The organism is Micromonospora marincola, assembly GCF_056150385.1.
The window spans coordinates 152,731-169,685 of the sequence record NZ_JAXCFT010000006.1 but is presented as its reverse complement, the minus strand read 5'-3'; the positions used below and the strand labels follow the sequence as shown (position 1 = coordinate 169,685).

The window sequence follows — 16,955 nt, the reverse complement described above, 5'->3', positions numbered from 1 at the left end:
TCGCTCAGCCTAACGGCGCGACGGCCGGCAGGCGCGCGGTGTATCCGACCGCCCCGCCCGCCACCCGGCATCCGGTGAGGTGGCCCCCCGCCGTGCCGAGTTCCCGCAGGTAGGCCAGCTCACCGGCGTGGTCCGCGCCGGCCGGGAACTCCCGCCGGTGCACGGTGTACCCGCGGTCGCGCAGCGCGGCACGCGCCGCCCGGGCCTCGGCCAGCCGGTCGGCCAGCGCCCCCGCGTCCCCCGCCCGCAGCGCGCCGGTCAGCTCGTCGAGGAAGGCGGTCACCTCGGCCAGCTCCGCGAGCACCCGGTCCCGGTTGCCCAGGAGCATGTTCGCGGTCCGCTCGGGTGGCCCACCGGCGACCCGGGTGCCGTCGGAGAAGCTGCCGGCCGCGAGCGTCAGCACCGCGTTCCGCAACGCCGACCGCCGCACCGTGCCCGCCAACGCGCCGGCGAGCACGTGCGGCACGTGCGAGGCGAGCGCGGCGGCGGCGTCGTGCTCCGGCGCCGACATCGGCACCACCCGGGCGTGGAAGACGTCGACGAGCAACGCGGCGAGCCGCCGGAACGCGGCCAGCCCGGTCGGCCCCGGGCACAGCACCCAGGCCGCGCCGTCGAGCAGCTCCGGGCCGGCCGCGCCCAGCCCGGCCCGGTCGGCCCCGGCCATCGGATGGCCGGGCACGAACCGGTGCCCGAGTCCCTGCGCGGTGGCGGCGACGGTTACCTCCGCCTTGACGCTACCCACGTCCGTGAGCACGCACCTGTCGTCGGTGGCGGCGGCCAAACGGGCCAGCATGGCGGGCAACGTGGGCAACGGGCCGCAGGCGAACACCACATCCCGGCCGGTCACCGCCTCCTCGACGGTGTCGGGAACCGCGATCCCCTGCTCACGCACCTGCCGCCGGGTCTCCGGATCCGGGTCCCAACCGGCGACGTCGAGCCCCGCGTCGCGCAGCCGGAGCAGCACCGAGCCGCCGATCAGCCCGGTACCGACCACCGCCGCGCATGCCAGCCCGTCGGCCTCGCCCACCATCGGTCCACCTCGGCGTCCGCGTCGTCGGCGGAGCCTCGGCGGCCCCGCGGGAAGTCCCGCCGAGGATATCGCCCGACGTCCCACAGAGGCCCGGGTGTAAGGCGGGCCCCTTCTAACGCCTGGTGTCTAGGAGGGGCCCCCTCTTACCGGATCGTCGGCGGACATCGATCTGTCCGGACGGTGGATGTCCGGACGGGACACGCGTCGTAGGGTCCCCCGGCGGCTCGACCGGAACCACCCGGTGGGGCCCTTCGGAACGGGGGAACACAGATGTCCGCGACATACCGGGCGCTCGCCTCGGTGGTCATGTTGATCGGTTTCTACGTCGTCGCGCTGCTCCAACTCGCCGCCGTGATCGCGCTCGGGGCCTGGCTGTTCAGCCACACCACCGGCGTGGTCACCGCCAAGCTGCTGCTGCCGCTCGTGGTCGCGCTGGGCGCGGTCGGCGTCGGCATGTGGAAGGCGATCCGTACAAAGAACGAGCCGGCAAACGGCCTGATCCTGGACGAGCGGGCGGCGCCCCAGCTCTGGGCCACGGTGCGGGAGCTGGCCACGGCGGTCGGCACCCGGCCGCCGGACGAGATCCGGCTGGTGCCGGAGGTGAACGCCGCAGTCGGCGAGCAGAGCCGGCTGCTCGGCCTGGTCGGCGGGCGGCGCACGCTCTACGTCGGGCTACCGCTCCTCCAGGCCATGCGGATCGACCAGCTCCGCTCGGTACTCGCGCACGAGCTGGGGCACTACTCCGGCCGGCACACCCGGCTCGGCGGGGTGGCCTACCGTGGCCGGCTGGCCATCGGGGAGACGATCGAGCGGATCAGCCCGCGCAACCCGATTGGCTTGGTGTTCAAGGGCTACGCGCTGCTCTACGTGATGGTCGACAACGCCGCCTCCCGCCGGCAGGAGCTGGAGGCGGACCGGGCCTCGGTGGCGCTCGCCGGCACCGAGGCGGCCACCTCGGCCCTGCGGACGCTGCCGGCGCTGGACGCGGCCTGGGCGTTCTACACCAGCCGCTACGTCGAGTCGGGCTGGTCAGCCGGGCTGGCCCCGGACGACCTCTTCGGCGGCTTCGCCCACCTGCTCCAGGCCCGCCGCGACGAGATCGACGCGCTGCGGGAGAACACGCCGGAGCGGAAGGCGTCCCGCTGGGACACCCACCCGCCGATCGGCGTACGCGTGGCCGCGATGACGGCCGGTCCCCCGGCCCGAGCCGGGGCGGACGAGCGGCCGGCCTGGACCCTGCTCGCCGACGTGGCCGGTGCCGGCCGCCAGCTCCAGGCGCTCGTGGTCGAGCACGGCTCCCGGCGGCTGCTGCCCTGGCCGGAGTTCGTCGCGGAGTCGGTGGCCGCCGAGGTGCAACGGCGGGCGGACGGCATCTACCGGGCGGCCGGCCGCTTCACCGGCGCCCCCTCGCCGGGCCTGCAGACGGTGTTGGAGCTGGTGCGCGCCGGCCGGCTCGGCGAGTTCGCCGAACGGTTCCTCGACGGCGCCAGCCGCGAGGGGGCGGCGGTCGCGTTCGCCGATCCGATGGAGATTCTGCTTGACGACGCGGCGGTCCGCTCCGGCCGGGCGCGCTGGGAACTCTCCTGGTCCGGCCCGGCCCGGCTGGTCGGACCGCGCGGTGAGCCGTGGGACCTGGCCGACGTGGCCAAGCTGGCGGTCGCCCCGGAGAGCCTCGACGAGGCGCTCGCCCGGCTGGCCGAGATGGGGATCGACGTCGCCGGCGCCACGGTGGTGCAGGTCCGGGCCTCGGCCCGGAACGCCGACCTGATCGGCGGGCTGGCCAATATCAAGATCGACGGTCGGGAGCACGACGTGCTGGTGCTCGACAACGGCCTGGTGCTGATCCCCGACCCGGGCAAGGCCGGCGAGGGCGAGAAGCGGTTGACCGCGCTCGTCGGCGCGGTGCCGGTCGCCGAGCTGGCCGGCCGTCACTCCTACCTGCCGTACGAGGAGATCACCTCGGTCGAGGTACGGCGGGAGGTGCCGCTGAAGGCCACGCTGACGCTGTTCGACGGCCGCACCGTATCCGTGCAGGAACTGATGTCCAGCGAGTTCCTGGAGAAGCGCAGCCGGGACACGCTGCTGACGGTGTTCCGCCGGATCAACGGCTGAGCCGTCCCTGCCGCCGGCCCGTGTCTCCGGGTCGGCGGCAGGCGGCCACGAAACGACGCGCCGGCCGGCGTTCAGGAACCAGCGAGCCGGCCGGCCACCGCGTCGACGCGCGCGTCGGACTCGGTGAGCGCCACCCGCACGTGCCGGGCGCCGGCCGGGCCGTAGAAGACGCCGGCGGCGACCAGGATCCCCCGCCGCGCCAGCCAGTCGACGGTGTCCCAGCAGTCCTCGTCGCGGGTCAACCAGAGATAGAGCCCGGCCTCGGAGTGCTCGACCGTGAAGCCGGCGCCGGTGAACGCGGCGCGCAGCTTCTCCCGCCGGGCCCGGTAGCGCTCCCGCTGGGCGTCGGCGTGCGCCTGGTCGCCGAGCGCGGCCACCATGGCGGCCTGCACCGGCGCCGGCACGATCATGCCGGCGTGTTTGCGGACCTTGAGCAGCTCGGCGGTCAACGCCGGGTCGCCGGCCACGAACCCGGCCCGGTAGCCGGCCAGGTTGGAGCGCTTGGAGAGCGAGTGCACGGCCAGCACGCCGGCGTACGAGCCGCCGCACACCTGCGGGGCGAGGACCGAGACGGGTTCGGCGTCCCAGCCCAGCGGCAGGTAGCACTCGTCGCTGGCGACCACCGCGCCGCGTTCCCGGGCCCACTCGACCACCTTGCGCAGGTGGGCCGCGGGCAGCACCCGACCGGTCGGGTTGCCGGGCGAGTTGACCCAGACCAGGCGGACCCGGGGATCGGGACCGAGCGCGGTGAGCGAGTCGCTGCGCACCGTGGTCGCGCCGGCCAGCCGCGCCCCGTCCTCGTACGTCGGATAGGCCACGGACGGCACCACGACCACGTCACCGGGGCCGAGCCCGAGCAGCGTGGGCAGCCAGGCCACCATCTCCTTCGAGCCGATGGTGGGCAGCACGCCCAGCCCGTCGACGCAAGCGCCGCAGGCACGCGCCACCCAGGCCGCGATGGCGTCCCGCAGGGCGGGCGTGCCGGCGGTCAGCGGATAACCCGGGGCGTCCGACGCGTCGGCGAGCGCCTGCCGGATGAGCTGTGGCACCGGGTCGACAGGCGTGCCCATGGAGAGGTTGATGAGCCCGTCCGGGTGCGCCGCGGCCGTGGTGGCCGCGGCGTCCAGCGTGTCCCAGGTGAACTCGGGCAGCCGCGCCGAAACCGGCGTGGGCCGGCTCAGTGGCCCTCGCCGCGCGGCGGCTGCGCGGCGACGAAGGTGGCGTCCTTCTCCACCTTGCCGACCTTCGAGGCGCCCCCGGGCGAGCCCAGGTCCTCGAAGAACTCGTAGTTCGCGCCGGTGTAGTCCTTCCACTGCTCCGGCACGTCGTCCTCGTAGAAGATCGCTTCGACCGGGCAGACCGGCTCACAGGCACCACAGTCGACGCACTCGTCGGGGTGGATGTAGAGCATCCGGTTGCCCTCGTAGATGCAGTCGACCGGGCACTCCTCGATGCATGCCTTGTCGAGCACATCCACGCACGGCTCGGCGATGATGTAGGTCACCGGTCTTCTCCTCCGCAAGACTCGTCGCGATCATCCGCAACGCTAAGAGCCTAGTATCTCGCCGGGGAGGGGGTCGATCGTGCTCCGACAGCAGGACGTGGGATACCGAATAGTGGTCCGCCGGATTGTGGGGATTCGCGAGGGCCGGCCGCTGTTCTCGGACGCGCTCGGCGAGCTGGTCGAGCTGAGCGAGACTCACATCACGTTGGCCACCGACGGCGGGCCGCTGCGCGTCCCGGTCGCCGAGGTGCACCGGGCCAGGCGGGTGCCGCCGGCCCGCCGGCCGACCGCCGCCGCCATGATCGCGGTGGAGACGGCCGCCGACGAGGCGTGGCCGGCCCCGGTACGCGGACGGCTCGGTGACTGGCGTCTGCGCTCCGCCGCCGGGTGGACCGGCCGGGCGAACAGCGCGCTGCCGATCGGCGACCCGGACCGCCCGCTGCCCGCGGCGCTTGACGCGGTGCAGCGCTGGTACGCCGACCACGGCCAGCCGGCCCTGGTGAACACGCCGCTGCCGCTGGCCGCCCCGGTCGGCACGGAACTGGACGCGCGCGGCTGGACGTCCCGCCCGCCGGTGCTGGTCCAGACCGTGCCGCTTGCCACCCTGACCACTCCCGCGCCGGAGGCGAGCGCCGCCGACCCGCCGTCCGTGGCGCTTGTCGCCGCGCCCACCGACGACTGGCTGGCGGTCGCCGCCGACCGCAAGGGCGGCCTCCCGGACGCCGCGCGGCACGTGCTCACCGCCGTGGAACGGGTCCGCTTCGCCGAGCTACGGGTCGACGGGCGGCTGCTCGCGGTGGGGCGCGGCACGGTCACCGGCGAGGGCCGGTGGCTCGGCGTGTGCCTGCTTGAGGTGCTGCCGGAGGCCCGCCGGCAGGGGTTCGCCGGCGCCGTCGTCCGTGCCCTGGCCGGCTGGGCCGCCGCCGAGGGCGCGACGCGCGCGTTTCTTCAGGTGGAGCAGCGCAACGTCGGCGCCGTCGCGCTCTACCACCGGCTCGGCTTCACCACCCACCACACCTACCTGACCCGGGTGGCGCCCTGACGTCAGCGGCGGACGACCTTGCGGGGCCGCGACTGCCTCAGCTCGGCGTACCGCTTGAGCTGGCGGGAGCGGAAGTCCCGGCCGAGCGCGGTCAGGGTCAGGTAGCCGATCAGCACACCGGCGGCGGTGGCCGCCAGGTAGAGCCAGATCTGGGCGAAGAAGAGGCCGGCGCCGCCGCCGAACGGGTTCTCGCCGACGAGCAGCGGGCCGACGAGGACGGTGAGCGCCAGCGCCGTGACCACCGCGACGGCCAGGTCACCGGCCCAGTGCCCCACCGGCCGGTCGGCGCCCCACCGGAACGCGACACCGGCCAGGATCAGGCCGATCGCCAGGAACATCACGAGCGAGACCCGGCCGGCGGCGGTGTCGTCGTCCGGAAAGGCGAATTTGATGACCAGCCGGGCCACCACGTTCACCACGAACAACCCGGCCGCCAACACGCCGACCGCACGCCACCGCTCACCCATCGCACGCCTCCCGCCGTACCGCCCGCCGCTGCGGGCCTCTGGCGGAATGTCTACCACCGTCACCTGTGCGGCGTCAGCACCTCAGCCCTGCGCGGGTGGCGGCGCCACCAGGTGCCGGAAGCCGAGCACCGCGAACGTGACCGCGCCGGTCACGATCAGCGCGAGACCGAGCACGTTGTCGCCGGCCAGGGCCAGGTCACCCTCGGTGGTCCGGAACCCGCCCACGACGATCACCAGGAACCACGGCAGCGCGGCAAGCGCCACCGCCCACCGGCTGCCGGTCGAGGAGTGCGCGAACCAGCCCAGCAGCGCCGTCGACGCCGCCACCGCGGCGATCCCGGCGACCGCCAGCCCGATGCCGACAAGCGCCTGGGCGCCGCCGGAGCGGCCCTGCACCGTCTCCCAGGCCCAGGTCGCGAAGATCAGGTCGAGCAGCGCGACAAGCGCGCCGGCCCAGACCGCCACCACGCCGCCGACCACCCGCAACACGCCGTCGAGCGTCCGCTCCGCCCGGTTCGGCGGTGCGGGCGGCTGCGGCTCGGGAAGGACCGACACGGGTACGGCGGGCGACGTCACCGGAGACCGGCCGCCGCGACCGGGGAACGGTCCGGCCCGTGCAGGGGCACCCCGGCGAAGAGGTCGTCCTCCCAGCCGTACGGGCCGGCGCCGGGCCCCTTCCCGCCGACCGCGAGCGTGAAGTATTCGACGCCCATGAACTCGGCGCCGAAGTTGCCGGCGATGGAGTACAGCCAGGAGTTGGCCGGGATCTGGGTGGCGTGCGCGCGCATCGCCGCCTCCTTCGCGGCGTGCTGCTCGGTGGCGTCGATCCGCGCCGCGATCTGCGCGTCAGGCGTGCCGAACGGCAGCTCCGACACGTCTTCGATGCCGGCGAACGGGTTGTCCGACGACTCGGTGAACGCCTCCAGGCCGGCGTCGAGCACGCTGCGCGGCATGGCCGTCCAGTAGACCTTCGCCGGGGCGACCCCCTCGGCCGCGGCCAGCTCCACCCCGCGCATCGCCACCCGGTGCGCCTGGATGTGGTCGGGGTGGCCGTAGAAGCCGTTCGGGTCGTACGTGATCACGACCTGGGGGCGGACCTCGCGGATGACCTCCAGCAGGTGCCCGGCGGCGGTGTCCAGGTCGGCCCGCCAGAACGCCCGCGGGTGCTCGTTCGTGGCCATCCCCATCATGCCGGAGTCGCGGTAGCGGCCCGCGCCGCCGAGGAACCGGTGGTCGGTGACGCCGAGCGCGGCGCAGGCCGCGTCCAACTCCGCGATCCGGTAGCCGCCGAGCTGGTCGGACTCGGCCGCGGCCAGCCGCGCCAACTCCGGCACGTGGATCTCGCCCTCCTCGCCGAGCGTGCAGGTCACAAGCGTCACGTGGGCGCCGGCGGCGGCGTAGTGCGCCATCGTCGCGCCGGTCCCGATCGACTCGTCGTCGGGATGCGCGTGGACCAGCAGGAGGCGTCGGTCGGGCAGCGTCGTCACGCCCGTCACTCTAACCGGCGGTCCTGCCGCCCCGACGGTGATGCGTCCGCCCAGGTCTGTCACATCACGCCCGGTGCCCGCCTACGATCTGCAGGCGTGGACTTTCCCGAGCTGGCCGCCCGTACCCGTCGGTTCAGCCACGGGGCGCCGCGCGCCGTCACCGTCGCCGGGGACGGCTCCCGGGTGCTCTTCCTGCGTTCCGCGGGGCCGGAGGACCCGGCCGACGCGCTCTGGCTGCTCGACGTCGACACCGGCGAGGAGCGCCTGGTCGCGGACCCGGCGGTGCTGCTGGGCACCGACGCCGAGCCGACCCGGATGGCGCCGGGCGAGCGGGCGCTGCGCGAACGGCTGCGGCTCAGCGCCGGCGGCATCGGCTCGTACGCGCTCGACGCGACCGGCCGGGTGGCCGTGTTCGCGCTTGCCGGGAGGCTGTTCCGGGCCGACCTCGGGCACGGCGACGTGGTCGAGGTGGCCACCGTCGGGCCGGTGATCGACCCCCGTCCCGATCCGACCGGCGAGCGGCTGGCCTACGTCACCGACACCGCCGAGGGCGTCCGCCGGGGTCAGCTCCGGGTGGTCGAACCGGACGGTACGGACAACCTGCTCGCCGGCGAGGACAGCGGCGTGACCTGGGGGCTGGCCGAGCACATCGCGGCCGAGGAGTTCCACAGGTACCGGGGCTACTGGTGGGCCCCGGACGGGCGCATGGTGCTGGCCGCCCGGGTCGACGAGTCCCGCCTGCCCCGCTGGTACCTGCACGACCCGGCGGACCCGGCGAGCCCGCCGACGTCGCTTGCGTACCCCCGGGCGGGTGGCCCGAACGCGGAGGTCAGCCTGCACCTGCTCGACCTCGACGACGGCTGGGTCGACGTGCACTGGGACCGGGAGACCTACCCCTATCTGAGCGCGGTGGAGTGGGCGGACGGCGGGCCGCTGATCACGGTGCTGCGCCGCTCGCAGCAGCACGGCCTGGTGCTCGCGGTGGACCCGCGCACCGGCGAGACGCAGGTGCACGCCGAGTTGGCCGACCCGCGCTGGGTGGAGCCGATCCCGGGCACGCCGGCGCACCTGCCCGACGGGCGGGTGCTCGTCGGTGGCGAACTGGCCCACGACGGGTACGACGCCCGCTGCCTGTTCGCCGACGGCACGCTGCTCACCCCGCCCTCCCTGTACGTGCGGCGGGTGGTCGGACGGCTGCCGGGCGGCCCGAACACGGCCGCCGACCTGCTCGTCGAGGCGAGCGAGGGCGAGCCGAGCCAGCGTCACCTCTACCGGGTGCGGACCGCCATCGGTGGCGGGATGGACGCCCGCCGGATGGGCAGCGACCCGGGCTGGCACACCGCCGCGATCGGCGGCTCCACGCTCGCGGTGGGTGTCGCGTCGCTTGAGCACGCCGGGGTCCGCTGGCGGATCTGGCACGGCGACCGTGAGGTGGGCGAGTTGCGCTCGCTTGCCGCCGTCCCGTCGTACGCCCCCCGGCCGACGCTGGTGCGGGTGACCGACAGGCGGCTCCCGAGCGCCGTGCTCTACCCCGCCGAGCACGTCAAGGGCACCCGGCTGCCGGTGCTCGTGGACATCTACGGCGGCCCGGGGCACCAGGAGGTCGTCGCCGCGCGGGGCGCCTGGCTGGAACGGCAGTGGTGGGCCGATCAGGGCTTCGCCGTGGTGACCGTCGACAACCGGGGTACGCCTGGTATCGCGCCCTCGTTCGAGAAGGCGATCCACCGCCGGGTGGCGGACGTGATCCTGGCCGACCAGGTGGACGCGCTTACCGCGCTCGCCGGCAAGCACCCCGACCTGGACCTGGACCGGGTGGCGGTGCGCGGATGGTCGTTCGGCGGCTGGCTCGCCGGCCTGGCGGTGCTGCGCCACCCGGAGCTGTTCAAGTGCGCGATCGTGGGCGCGCCGGTCACCGACTGGGCGTGGTACGACACCGCGTACAGCGAGCGTTACCTGGGCCTGCCGGAGGACGGCATGGACGTGTACGCCCACCACTCGCTCGTCGAGTTGGCCGCCGAACCGTTCGGCGACCCGGCCGAGGCCCGGCCCATGCTGCTGGTGCACGGCCTGGTCGACGACAACGTGCTTGCCGCGCACACGCTGCGGCTCTCCGCCGCGCTGCTGTCCACCGGCCGCCCGCACGCGGTGCTGCCGCTGACCGGCGCGAGCCACCTGACGGCGGGCGGCGTCGCCGAGCGTCTCCTCCCCCTGGAGCTGGATTTCCTCCTCCGCCACCTGTAAGGCGGGGGCCCCGCTTAACGCATTCGGTATAGGCGGGGGCCCCTATTAACACTCGAAGTGGGTGCGGGTGTGGGTGACCGTCAGGTGTGGGGGCCAGCCGAGGAATCGACCGTGGAGCACCACCGGATCGGGCGGGTTGGGATGCAGCCGGGTCAGATCCTCGGCCGCCTCGTTCAGCAATCCCGCCATCTCCAACGCCAGGGGTGGGCGCAGGCGGTGCGGATCCAGATCGGCCAGGACTCCGAGCGGTCGTCCTCAGATGAGTGAGCCCCGGCCGGCATTGGCACCGGTCCGGGGCTCAGCCGTACGAGATCTTGGTACGAAACGGCCCCTCCGGGGGCACTTTCGTACCAAGATCTCCGACGGCGGCTCTACTGCTTCACGTACGCGTTGATGAAGTTCGGGTAACCGAAGACGGAGGAGATGAAGACGCCGCCGGCCTTGGAGCCGTGCACGTTGTACGCCACGTCGACGTAGAGCGGCACCACAGGCGCGAACTCCTTCATGATCCGCTCGTCGAGCTTGCCCCACTCCGGGCCCTGGTCGGCCGGCGGCAGCGCCAGGATGCGGTCCATCTCGGCGTTGATCGCGTCGTCGTTGAAGTAGGACTGGTTGCTGTTGCCCTCGGCCTTGATGGTCCGGCCGTCGTAGAGCACGGGCAGGATCGAGGCGCCGCTCGGCCAGTCCGCGGCCCAGTTACCGATGTAGAGGTCCCACGGGTTGTCCTTCTTCTTGACCTCGTCAAGCTTCGAGTCGTCCGGGATGTTCCGCACGGTGATCTTGAAGCCGGCGCGCTCCAGGTTGCCCTTGAGCTGCACCGCCTCCTGCTGCTCGGTGGTGTTGTCCGCGACGCCGAGGACCAGCTCGGGCGTCTGACCGCCGAGCAGTTCCTTCGCCTTCTCCATGTTGCCGTTGGCGCCCGCCGGGTAGGCGTCGTACGCCTTGTAGCCGATGGTGGACGGCGGCATCAGGGTGGTGATCGGCTGGGCGACGGTCTGCCCGCCGAGGGCCTTGACGATGCCCTCCCGGTCGATCGCGTAGTTGAGCGCCTGGCGGATCTTCAGGTCCTTCACCCGCTGGGTGTTGATCACGAGCTGGTTGGCGCTCGGGGTCGGGGACAGCAGCGTCCGCGACTTCAGCGCCGCGTCACCGGCGACCTTGGCGACGAGCGAGGCGGGCACCGAGTTGAAGGCGATCGCGCCCTGGTCGGCGCCGTTGTCGGCGATCACCCGGTTGTTGGCGGCGTCCGCGGTCGGGCCGAAGCTCCACACGAACTGGTCCGGGTACTGGTGGCGCACCGGGTCGGTCTTCGGGTCCCAGTTCGGGTTGCGGTCCAGGGTGAGCTGGACGCCGACCTGGTTCTTGGCGACCTTGTAGGGGCCGGACGAGAACGGCTTCTGGTCCAGGTTGACGCCGGTGTCCGCCTCCGGCTTCAGCGGCGCGGTGGTGGGCAGCGAGACCGCGAACGGCAGGTCGCAGCGGGGCTTGGCGAACTCGAACCGCAGCGTCTTGTCGTCCGGCGTGGTCAGGCCCGGCGGCAGCGACGTCTTGTTCTTCTTGAAGTCCCACTTGGTGTCGTACTGCGGGGTGTCGGCCAGCCACTCCTGGAGGTACGTCGGGCCGCCGGTGAGGTCCGGGTCGAAGGACCTGGCGATCCCGTACGCGACCTCCTTGGCGGTGATCGGGCTGCCGTCCTCGAACTTCACCCCGTCCTTGATGGTGAATTCCCAGACCTTGCAGTCGTCGTTGACGTTCTTGCCGGGGGTCTCGGCCAGGTCGCCCACCAGGACCAGGCCGCCCTTGCCGTCGTCCTTCCAGGTGGTCAGGTAGCGGGCGAAGAGCGGGTTGGCCATCAGACCGGCGAACGAGTACGTCCGTTGCGGGTCCAGGTGGGAGATGGGGGTTTCCCGGATGATGGTGAAGGTGCCGCCCTTGGCCGCGCCGTCCACCTCCGCCGCCGGGCCCTGCGAATCCTTCGGGTCGGTCGCGATGACGCCGGTCTGCTGCCGGTTGCCGTCGACCTCGGTGCCCTCGCCCGTGTTCTTCGAGCAGGCGCCCAGCCCCACCACGAGTGCGATGGCGCCGCCGACGGCGGCCACTGCGCGTGGTCGTCGCATCTTTTACCTCCAGGAATTGGTTTCGATGGGTTCGTTCAGCCCAGCCGCACCCGCGGGTCGATGACCGCGTAGAGCAGGTCCACCACCACGCTTGCGAGCACCACGAAGACCGCCGCGATCAGCACGGTCGCCATGATGGTCGGCAGGTCACCGGCGCGGACCGCGTCGACGGCGGTCCGGCCCATCCCGTTCAGGCCGAAGGTCGTCTCGGTGATCACGGTCCCGCCCAGCGCTCCGCCGACGTCCAGCCCGGCGATGGTCACCACGGGCGTGATCGCGGCGCGCAGCGCGTGCTTGCCGTAGACCGCGCGTTTGGCCAGGCCCTTGGCCCGCGCGGTGCGGACGAAGTCCTCCGACAGCGTCTCCAGCATCTGGGCCCGGGACAGTCGGGCGTAGATGGCGGAGAAGAGGAAGGCGAGCGCCACCCAGGCCAGCACCAGCCCACTGCCCCATTTCAGCGGATCGTCGAACAGCGACGTGTAGCTGGGCACCGGCAGCAGCCGCAGGTTGTAGACGAAGACGATGAGCAGCACCGCGCCGACGAAGTAGAGCTGGAGGGAGGCGCCGGTCAGGGAGAAGCCGATCGCCGCCCGGTCCAGCCAGCTACCCCGGCGCAGCGCCGAGAGCATGCCCAGGCCGACGCCGAGCAGCAGCCACAGGACGGCCGCCGGGATGACGATGCTCAGCGTCACCGGCAGCACCCGGGCGATGGTGTCCGAGACGGCCTCGTTGGAGACGTACGACCAGCCGAGGCATGGCGCGTCGCACCTGCCGCCCTGGGCGCTGCCCAGGTCCCGGCCGGTGACGATGCCCTTCATGTAACCGGCGTACTGGCTGACCAGCGGGTCGCGCAGGCCCAACTCCTGGCGGACCCGTTCCAGCCGCTCCGGGTTGCAGTTCTTCGGGCACATGCCGGTGACCGGGTCCCGGGGCAGGGCGAAGAACATCAGGAAGCTGAGGACGCTCACCGCGAAGAGGGTGAGCGCGGCCGAGAGTAGCCGGCGGACGAGGAAACGCAGCATGGGTTCGGCCTCCTACCGGGACGACTTCGGGTCGAGCGCGTCGCGCAGCGCGTCGCCGAAGAGGTTGAAGGCGAACACGAGCGCGAAGATCGTGACGCCGGGGAAGAAGACGTACGCCGGGTCGGTCTGGAGGTAGTCGAGGCTGCGGTAGATCATCCGCCCGAAGCTCGGCGTCTCGTCCGTCAGCCCGACGCCGATGAACGACAGCGCCGCCTCGCTCGTGATGTATTGCGGCACCGCGAGCGAGAAGGCGACCAGGATCGGCGCCCAGACGTTCGGCAGCAACTGCCGGAACAGCATGTGTCCCAGTCCGGCGCCGCTGGCCCGGGCCGCCTCCACGAACTCACGCTCGCGCAGCGCGATGATCTGGCCCCGGACCAGGCGGGCGGTGCTGGTCCAGCCGAACAGCGCGAAGATCGCGATGAGCACGCCGATCTGGAAGTACGCCGGCACGGCCTCCCGCTGGCCGTAGAAGCGCAGCGCCACGGTCGGCATCAGCGCCAGCGCGATGATCAGGAAGGGCATGGCCAGGGTCAGGTCGGTGATCCAGTTGATCACCGTGTCCAGCCAGCCACCCAGGTAGCCCGCGAGCGTACCCAGCGTCACGCCGATCACGGCGGTCAGCACGGCGGCGGCGAACGCGATGAACAGCGACGTACGCAGGCCGTGCACCATCCGGACGAAGATGTCCCGGCCCAGGCCGGGTTCCAGCCCGAACCAGTGCTCGCCGGTGACGCCACCGGCGTAGCCGAGCGGCATGCCGTAGCCGTCGAGCCGGCTCTGGAACTGTTCCTTCGGCCCCACCCCGTACAACGCCTCGATCAGCGGGACGGCGAGCGCGACGAGCACGAAGAAGACGAGCAGGGCGCCGCTGACCAGGGCGGTCCGGTCCCGCCGCAGCCGCGCCGCGGCGAGTTGGCCGGGCGAGCGGCCGACGAACTCCCTGGCCCGGCGCTCGTCGCCGGCATCAGGTGACTCGATCTCGGCAAGCGCCACGCCCTCGACCGGGGACAGGCTCATGTCGGCACCTCCACGGATTCGCTCGTCGGGGTGTTCTCCGGGTAGTGGCAGGCGGTGAGTTGACCGCCGCCGTCGCGGGTGACGAGCGCCGGTTCCTCGGCGGCGCAGTGGTCGGTGGCCTTCCAGCAGCGGGTGCGGAAGCGGCAGCCCGAGGGCGGGTCGAGCGGGGTGGGCACGTCGCCGGTGAGGCGGATGCGGCCGGCCGGCCCGAGGGTGGTGACGTCCGGGATGGCCGACAACAACGCCCGGGTGTACGGGTGTTGCGGGCGGGTGTAGATGGCGTCCCGGTCGCCGATCTCGACGATTCTGCCGAGGTACATGACGGCGACGCGGTGACTGAAGTGGCGGATCACGGCCAGGTCGTGGGCGATGAACACGAATGCCAGGTCGAGGTCGCGTTGCAGGTCGCGCAGCAGGTTGATGACCTGCGCCTGGATGGAGACGTCCAACGCGCTGACGGGTTCGTCGGCGACGATCAGTTTCGGCTCCAGGGCCAGCGCCCGGGCGATGCCGATGCGTTGACGTTGGCCGCCGGAGAACTCGTGCGGGTACCTGTTGTAGTGCTCCGGGTTCAACCCGACGAGTTCCAGCAGCTCCCGTACGCGCTTCTTCACCCCGCCGGGCGGGGTGATCCGGTTGACCTGCAACGGCATCGCCACGATCCGCCCGACGGTGTGGCGGGGGTTCAACGACGCGTACGGATCCTGAAAGATGATCTGCAGGTCCTGCCGCAGCGGGCGGAGGTCACGACGGCCGGCGTGGGTGATGTCGCGGCCGGCGAACGTGATGCTGCCGGCGGTGGGTTCCAGCAGCCGCACCAGCATGCGCCCGGTGGTGGTCTTCCCGCATCCCGACTCCCCGACCAGGCCGAGGGTCTCCCCCGGCCGCACGTCGAAGTCCAGCCCGTCGACCGCCCGCACCGCCCCCCTGCCCCGCAGTCCGTCGCGGACGGGGAAGTGTTTGGTCAACCCCCGCACCTGAAGCAGCGGTTCGGTCGCGGCGCTCATCGGGCCACCCCCGTCCGGGCGATCTCGTCGCGGTAGATCCGGGTTCGCTCCTCGTCCGGCAGGTGGCACGCCACCAGATGCCCCGGCTGGCCGGCGTCGCGCAGGTGCGGCACCTCGGCGCGGGACCGGTCGCCGTTGACGTCGGCGTACCGGCACCGCGGGTGGAACGCGCACCCCGACGGCAGATTGATCAGGCTGGGCGGGTTGCCCGCGATGGGCACCAGGTCCGCGTCCGCGTCGCCGTGCAACGACGGCACGCTCGACAGCAACCCCCAGGTGTACGGGTGCTGCGGCGCCCGCAGCACCTGCGCCACGCTGCCCCGCTCCACGGCCCGCCCGCCGTACATGACAAGCACGTCGTCGGCCACCTGCGACACCACACCCAGGTCATGGGTGATCAGGATGATCGCCGAGCGGAACTCCGCCTGGAGGTCGGCGAGGAGGTCCAGGATCTGCGCCTGCACGGTCACGTCCAGCGCCGTGGTCGGCTCGTCGGCGATCAGCAGGTCCGGATCGTTGATCAGGGCCATCGCGATCATGGCTCGCTGCCTCATGCCACCGGAGAACTCGTGCGGATACTGCTCGAACCGCCGCTCGGGCTGCGGAATCCCCACCCGGCCCAGCATGTCCACCGCCCGCGTCCGGGCCTCCCGCCGCCCGGCCTTCGGGTGATGCACCCGGTACGCCTCGGCGATCTGCCTGCCCACCGTGAAGTAGGGGTGCAACGCCGACAGCGGATCCTGGAAGATCATCGCCATGTCCCGGCCCCGCAGCCGCCGTACCTCCTCCTCCGGCAGGCCGACGAGCTGACGCCCACCGACGGAGATCTCCCCGGTGATGGTGGCCCGCTTGGAGTTGTGCAGCCCGAGGACCGCCAACGACGTCACGCTCTTGCCGGAACCGGACTCACCCACGATCCCCAGCGTGCGGCCCCGCTGGACGGCGAACGACACCCCGTCCACGGCCCGGACCACACCGTCCTCGGTGTCGAAGCGCACCCGCAGGTCCGTGACCTGGAGGTATGGCGCTTCACCGGAGCGCTGCTCCGGCACCTCGGGGCGGTCCGGCTTCCCGGACGGCACCGTCTCCGACCTGCTCATGACCGCCTCCCCTTCGGTGATGAAGAGAAACTACAGCAACCCTCTGGAGGCGAAAATAAGCTACATCGAGCGGCCTGTCAGCGGTCAGAGCGTAACGACTGGGTTTCCGACCTGAACAGCCCTCACCTGGGACATTCACCGTCGCAACTGGGGATCACCGCCCCCGTCGTCGCACCCGAGGTGCGACCATGGCCGTGGCGACCACGGGACGATTCCCGCCGGCACGAGGTGGAGGTGACCATGACCGCGGCGGTGTTCGGCCACGACGGCCCATGGAGCGAAGAGGAATACCTCGCCCTCGACGAGACGCGGCAACGCGTCGAACTCTTCGACGGGAGCCTTCACGTGACGCCGGCGCCGACCCCACGACACCAGCGAATCCAACGCAACCTCGGCAACCTGCTGGAAGGCGCGGCGCGGCGCGTGGGCCTGGAACTGTTGGAGACCGTGAACGTCCGGCTCAGGCCGGGCCGGATCCCCATTCCCGATCTGGTCGTCACGGAACCGATCGACTTCGACGAGCCGATGATCGAGGCGCGGGACGTGCGGCTCGTCTGCGAGGTCATCTCGCCCAGCAACGCGGCCACCGACAAGGTGCTCAAGATGCACTACTACGCCGCTGCCGAGATCGAGTGGTACCTGCTCGTCGAGCAGGAGAACGGCACGTTGCACCTCTACCGGCGGCAGGGGCGGCACTACCGGGTGGTGTCGGTGACCAAGCCCGGCGACGTGCTGGAGCTGTCCGAACCCGTCCGGGCCACGATCCGGCCGGAGGATCTCGTCCCCTGACGGATGTCGGTGCGCTC

16 protein-coding genes are annotated in these 16,955 nt (G+C 72.3%); 4 read left to right on the top strand and 12 right to left on the bottom strand.

The window, feature by feature from the left end:
* Window positions 1-4: 4 nt before the first annotated feature.
* Window positions 5-1,030 (bottom strand): prephenate dehydrogenase, encoded by a 1,026-nt coding sequence (locus tag SM450_RS16550; protein ID WP_474620612.1) that lies wholly within the window; start codon window positions 1,028-1,030, stop codon window positions 5-7.
* A 270-nt stretch (window positions 1,031-1,300) separates the two neighbouring features.
* Between SM450_RS16550 and SM450_RS16545 the strand changes: the two genes are divergently transcribed.
* The gene (locus SM450_RS16545) at window positions 1,301-3,142 is read left to right on the top strand and encodes a M48 family metallopeptidase (RefSeq protein ID WP_474620611.1); all 1,842 of its coding nucleotides are present in this window, start codon (window positions 1,301-1,303) and stop codon (window positions 3,140-3,142) included.
* Between the two features lie 71 nt (window positions 3,143-3,213).
* Here the strand turns inward: SM450_RS16545 and dapC are convergent, their stop codons facing one another.
* Window positions 3,214-4,323 (bottom strand): succinyldiaminopimelate transaminase, encoded by a 1,110-nt coding sequence (gene dapC, locus SM450_RS16540; RefSeq protein WP_474620752.1) that lies wholly within the window; start codon window positions 4,321-4,323, stop codon window positions 3,214-3,216.
* Window positions 4,320-4,646, bottom strand: coding sequence for a ferredoxin (gene fdxA, locus SM450_RS16535; RefSeq protein ID WP_030490464.1), 327 nt, complete (start codon window positions 4,644-4,646; stop codon window positions 4,320-4,322). Before fdxA ends, dapC begins: the two co-directional genes overlap by 4 nt.
* Window positions 4,647-4,725: 79 nt before the next feature.
* Here fdxA and SM450_RS16530 point away from each other — a divergent pair, with 79 nt between their 5' ends.
* On the top strand, window positions 4,726-5,688 hold the full coding sequence (locus SM450_RS16530) for a GNAT family N-acetyltransferase (protein WP_474620610.1): 963 nt from the start codon (window positions 4,726-4,728) through the stop codon (window positions 5,686-5,688).
* A 2-nt stretch (window positions 5,689-5,690) separates the two neighbouring features.
* Here SM450_RS16530 and SM450_RS16525 read toward each other — a convergent pair whose 3' ends face one another.
* The 3 genes from SM450_RS16525 to mshB all read right to left on the bottom strand — a co-directional run bounded on the left by SM450_RS16525 (window position 5,691) and on the right by mshB (window position 7,651).
* On the bottom strand, window positions 5,691-6,155 hold the full coding sequence (locus SM450_RS16525) for a hypothetical protein (RefSeq protein WP_474620609.1): 465 nt from the start codon (window positions 6,153-6,155) through the stop codon (window positions 5,691-5,693).
* A gap of 81 nt (window positions 6,156-6,236) precedes the next feature.
* Window positions 6,237-6,710 carry a hypothetical protein gene (locus SM450_RS16520; protein WP_474620608.1) on the bottom strand — a complete coding sequence of 158 codons (474 nt, stop codon included), beginning with the start codon at window positions 6,708-6,710 and terminating at the stop codon, window positions 6,237-6,239.
* 17 nt (window positions 6,711-6,727) lie between these two features.
* Window positions 6,728-7,651: an N-acetyl-1-D-myo-inositol-2-amino-2-deoxy-alpha-D-glucopyranoside deacetylase gene (mshB, locus tag SM450_RS16515; protein ID WP_474620607.1), complete on the bottom strand. Its 924-nt coding sequence runs from the start codon at window positions 7,649-7,651 to the stop codon at window positions 6,728-6,730.
* Between the two features lie 87 nt (window positions 7,652-7,738).
* Between mshB and SM450_RS16510 the strand changes: the two genes are divergently transcribed.
* Window positions 7,739-9,883 carry a S9 family peptidase gene (locus SM450_RS16510; protein WP_474620606.1) on the top strand — a complete coding sequence of 715 codons (2,145 nt, stop codon included), beginning with the start codon at window positions 7,739-7,741 and terminating at the stop codon, window positions 9,881-9,883.
* 45 nt (window positions 9,884-9,928) lie between these two features.
* Here the strand turns inward: SM450_RS16510 and SM450_RS16505 are convergent, their stop codons facing one another.
* From SM450_RS16505 to SM450_RS16480, 6 genes are all read right to left on the bottom strand, one after another.
* Window positions 9,929-10,072 (bottom strand): hypothetical protein, encoded by a 144-nt coding sequence (locus SM450_RS16505; RefSeq protein WP_474620605.1) that lies wholly within the window; start codon window positions 10,070-10,072, stop codon window positions 9,929-9,931.
* Between the two features lie 182 nt (window positions 10,073-10,254).
* Window positions 10,255-12,000, bottom strand: a complete 1,746-nt coding sequence (locus SM450_RS16500; RefSeq protein ID WP_474620604.1) for an ABC transporter substrate-binding protein — start codon at window positions 11,998-12,000, stop codon at window positions 10,255-10,257.
* A gap of 35 nt (window positions 12,001-12,035) precedes the next feature.
* Entirely contained in the window at window positions 12,036-13,022 is a 987-nt protein-coding gene (locus tag SM450_RS16495) for an ABC transporter permease (RefSeq protein WP_474620603.1), read from the bottom strand.
* A gap of 12 nt (window positions 13,023-13,034) precedes the next feature.
* Window positions 13,035-14,042 (bottom strand): ABC transporter permease, encoded by a 1,008-nt coding sequence (locus SM450_RS16490; protein WP_474620602.1) that lies wholly within the window; start codon window positions 14,040-14,042, stop codon window positions 13,035-13,037.
* Entirely contained in the window at window positions 14,039-15,049 is a 1,011-nt protein-coding gene (locus SM450_RS16485; protein WP_474620601.1) for an ABC transporter ATP-binding protein, read from the bottom strand. The genes SM450_RS16490 and SM450_RS16485 overlap by 4 nt, the downstream gene beginning before the upstream one ends.
* Window positions 15,046-16,149: an ABC transporter ATP-binding protein gene (locus SM450_RS16480; protein ID WP_474620600.1), complete on the bottom strand. Its 1,104-nt coding sequence runs from the start codon at window positions 16,147-16,149 to the stop codon at window positions 15,046-15,048. The genes SM450_RS16485 and SM450_RS16480 overlap by 4 nt, the downstream gene beginning before the upstream one ends.
* A gap of 240 nt (window positions 16,150-16,389) precedes the next feature.
* Between SM450_RS16480 and SM450_RS16475 the strand changes: the two genes are divergently transcribed.
* On the top strand, window positions 16,390-16,938 hold the full coding sequence (locus tag SM450_RS16475) for a Uma2 family endonuclease (RefSeq protein ID WP_474620599.1): 549 nt from the start codon (window positions 16,390-16,392) through the stop codon (window positions 16,936-16,938).
* Window positions 16,939-16,955 lie beyond the last annotated feature (17 nt).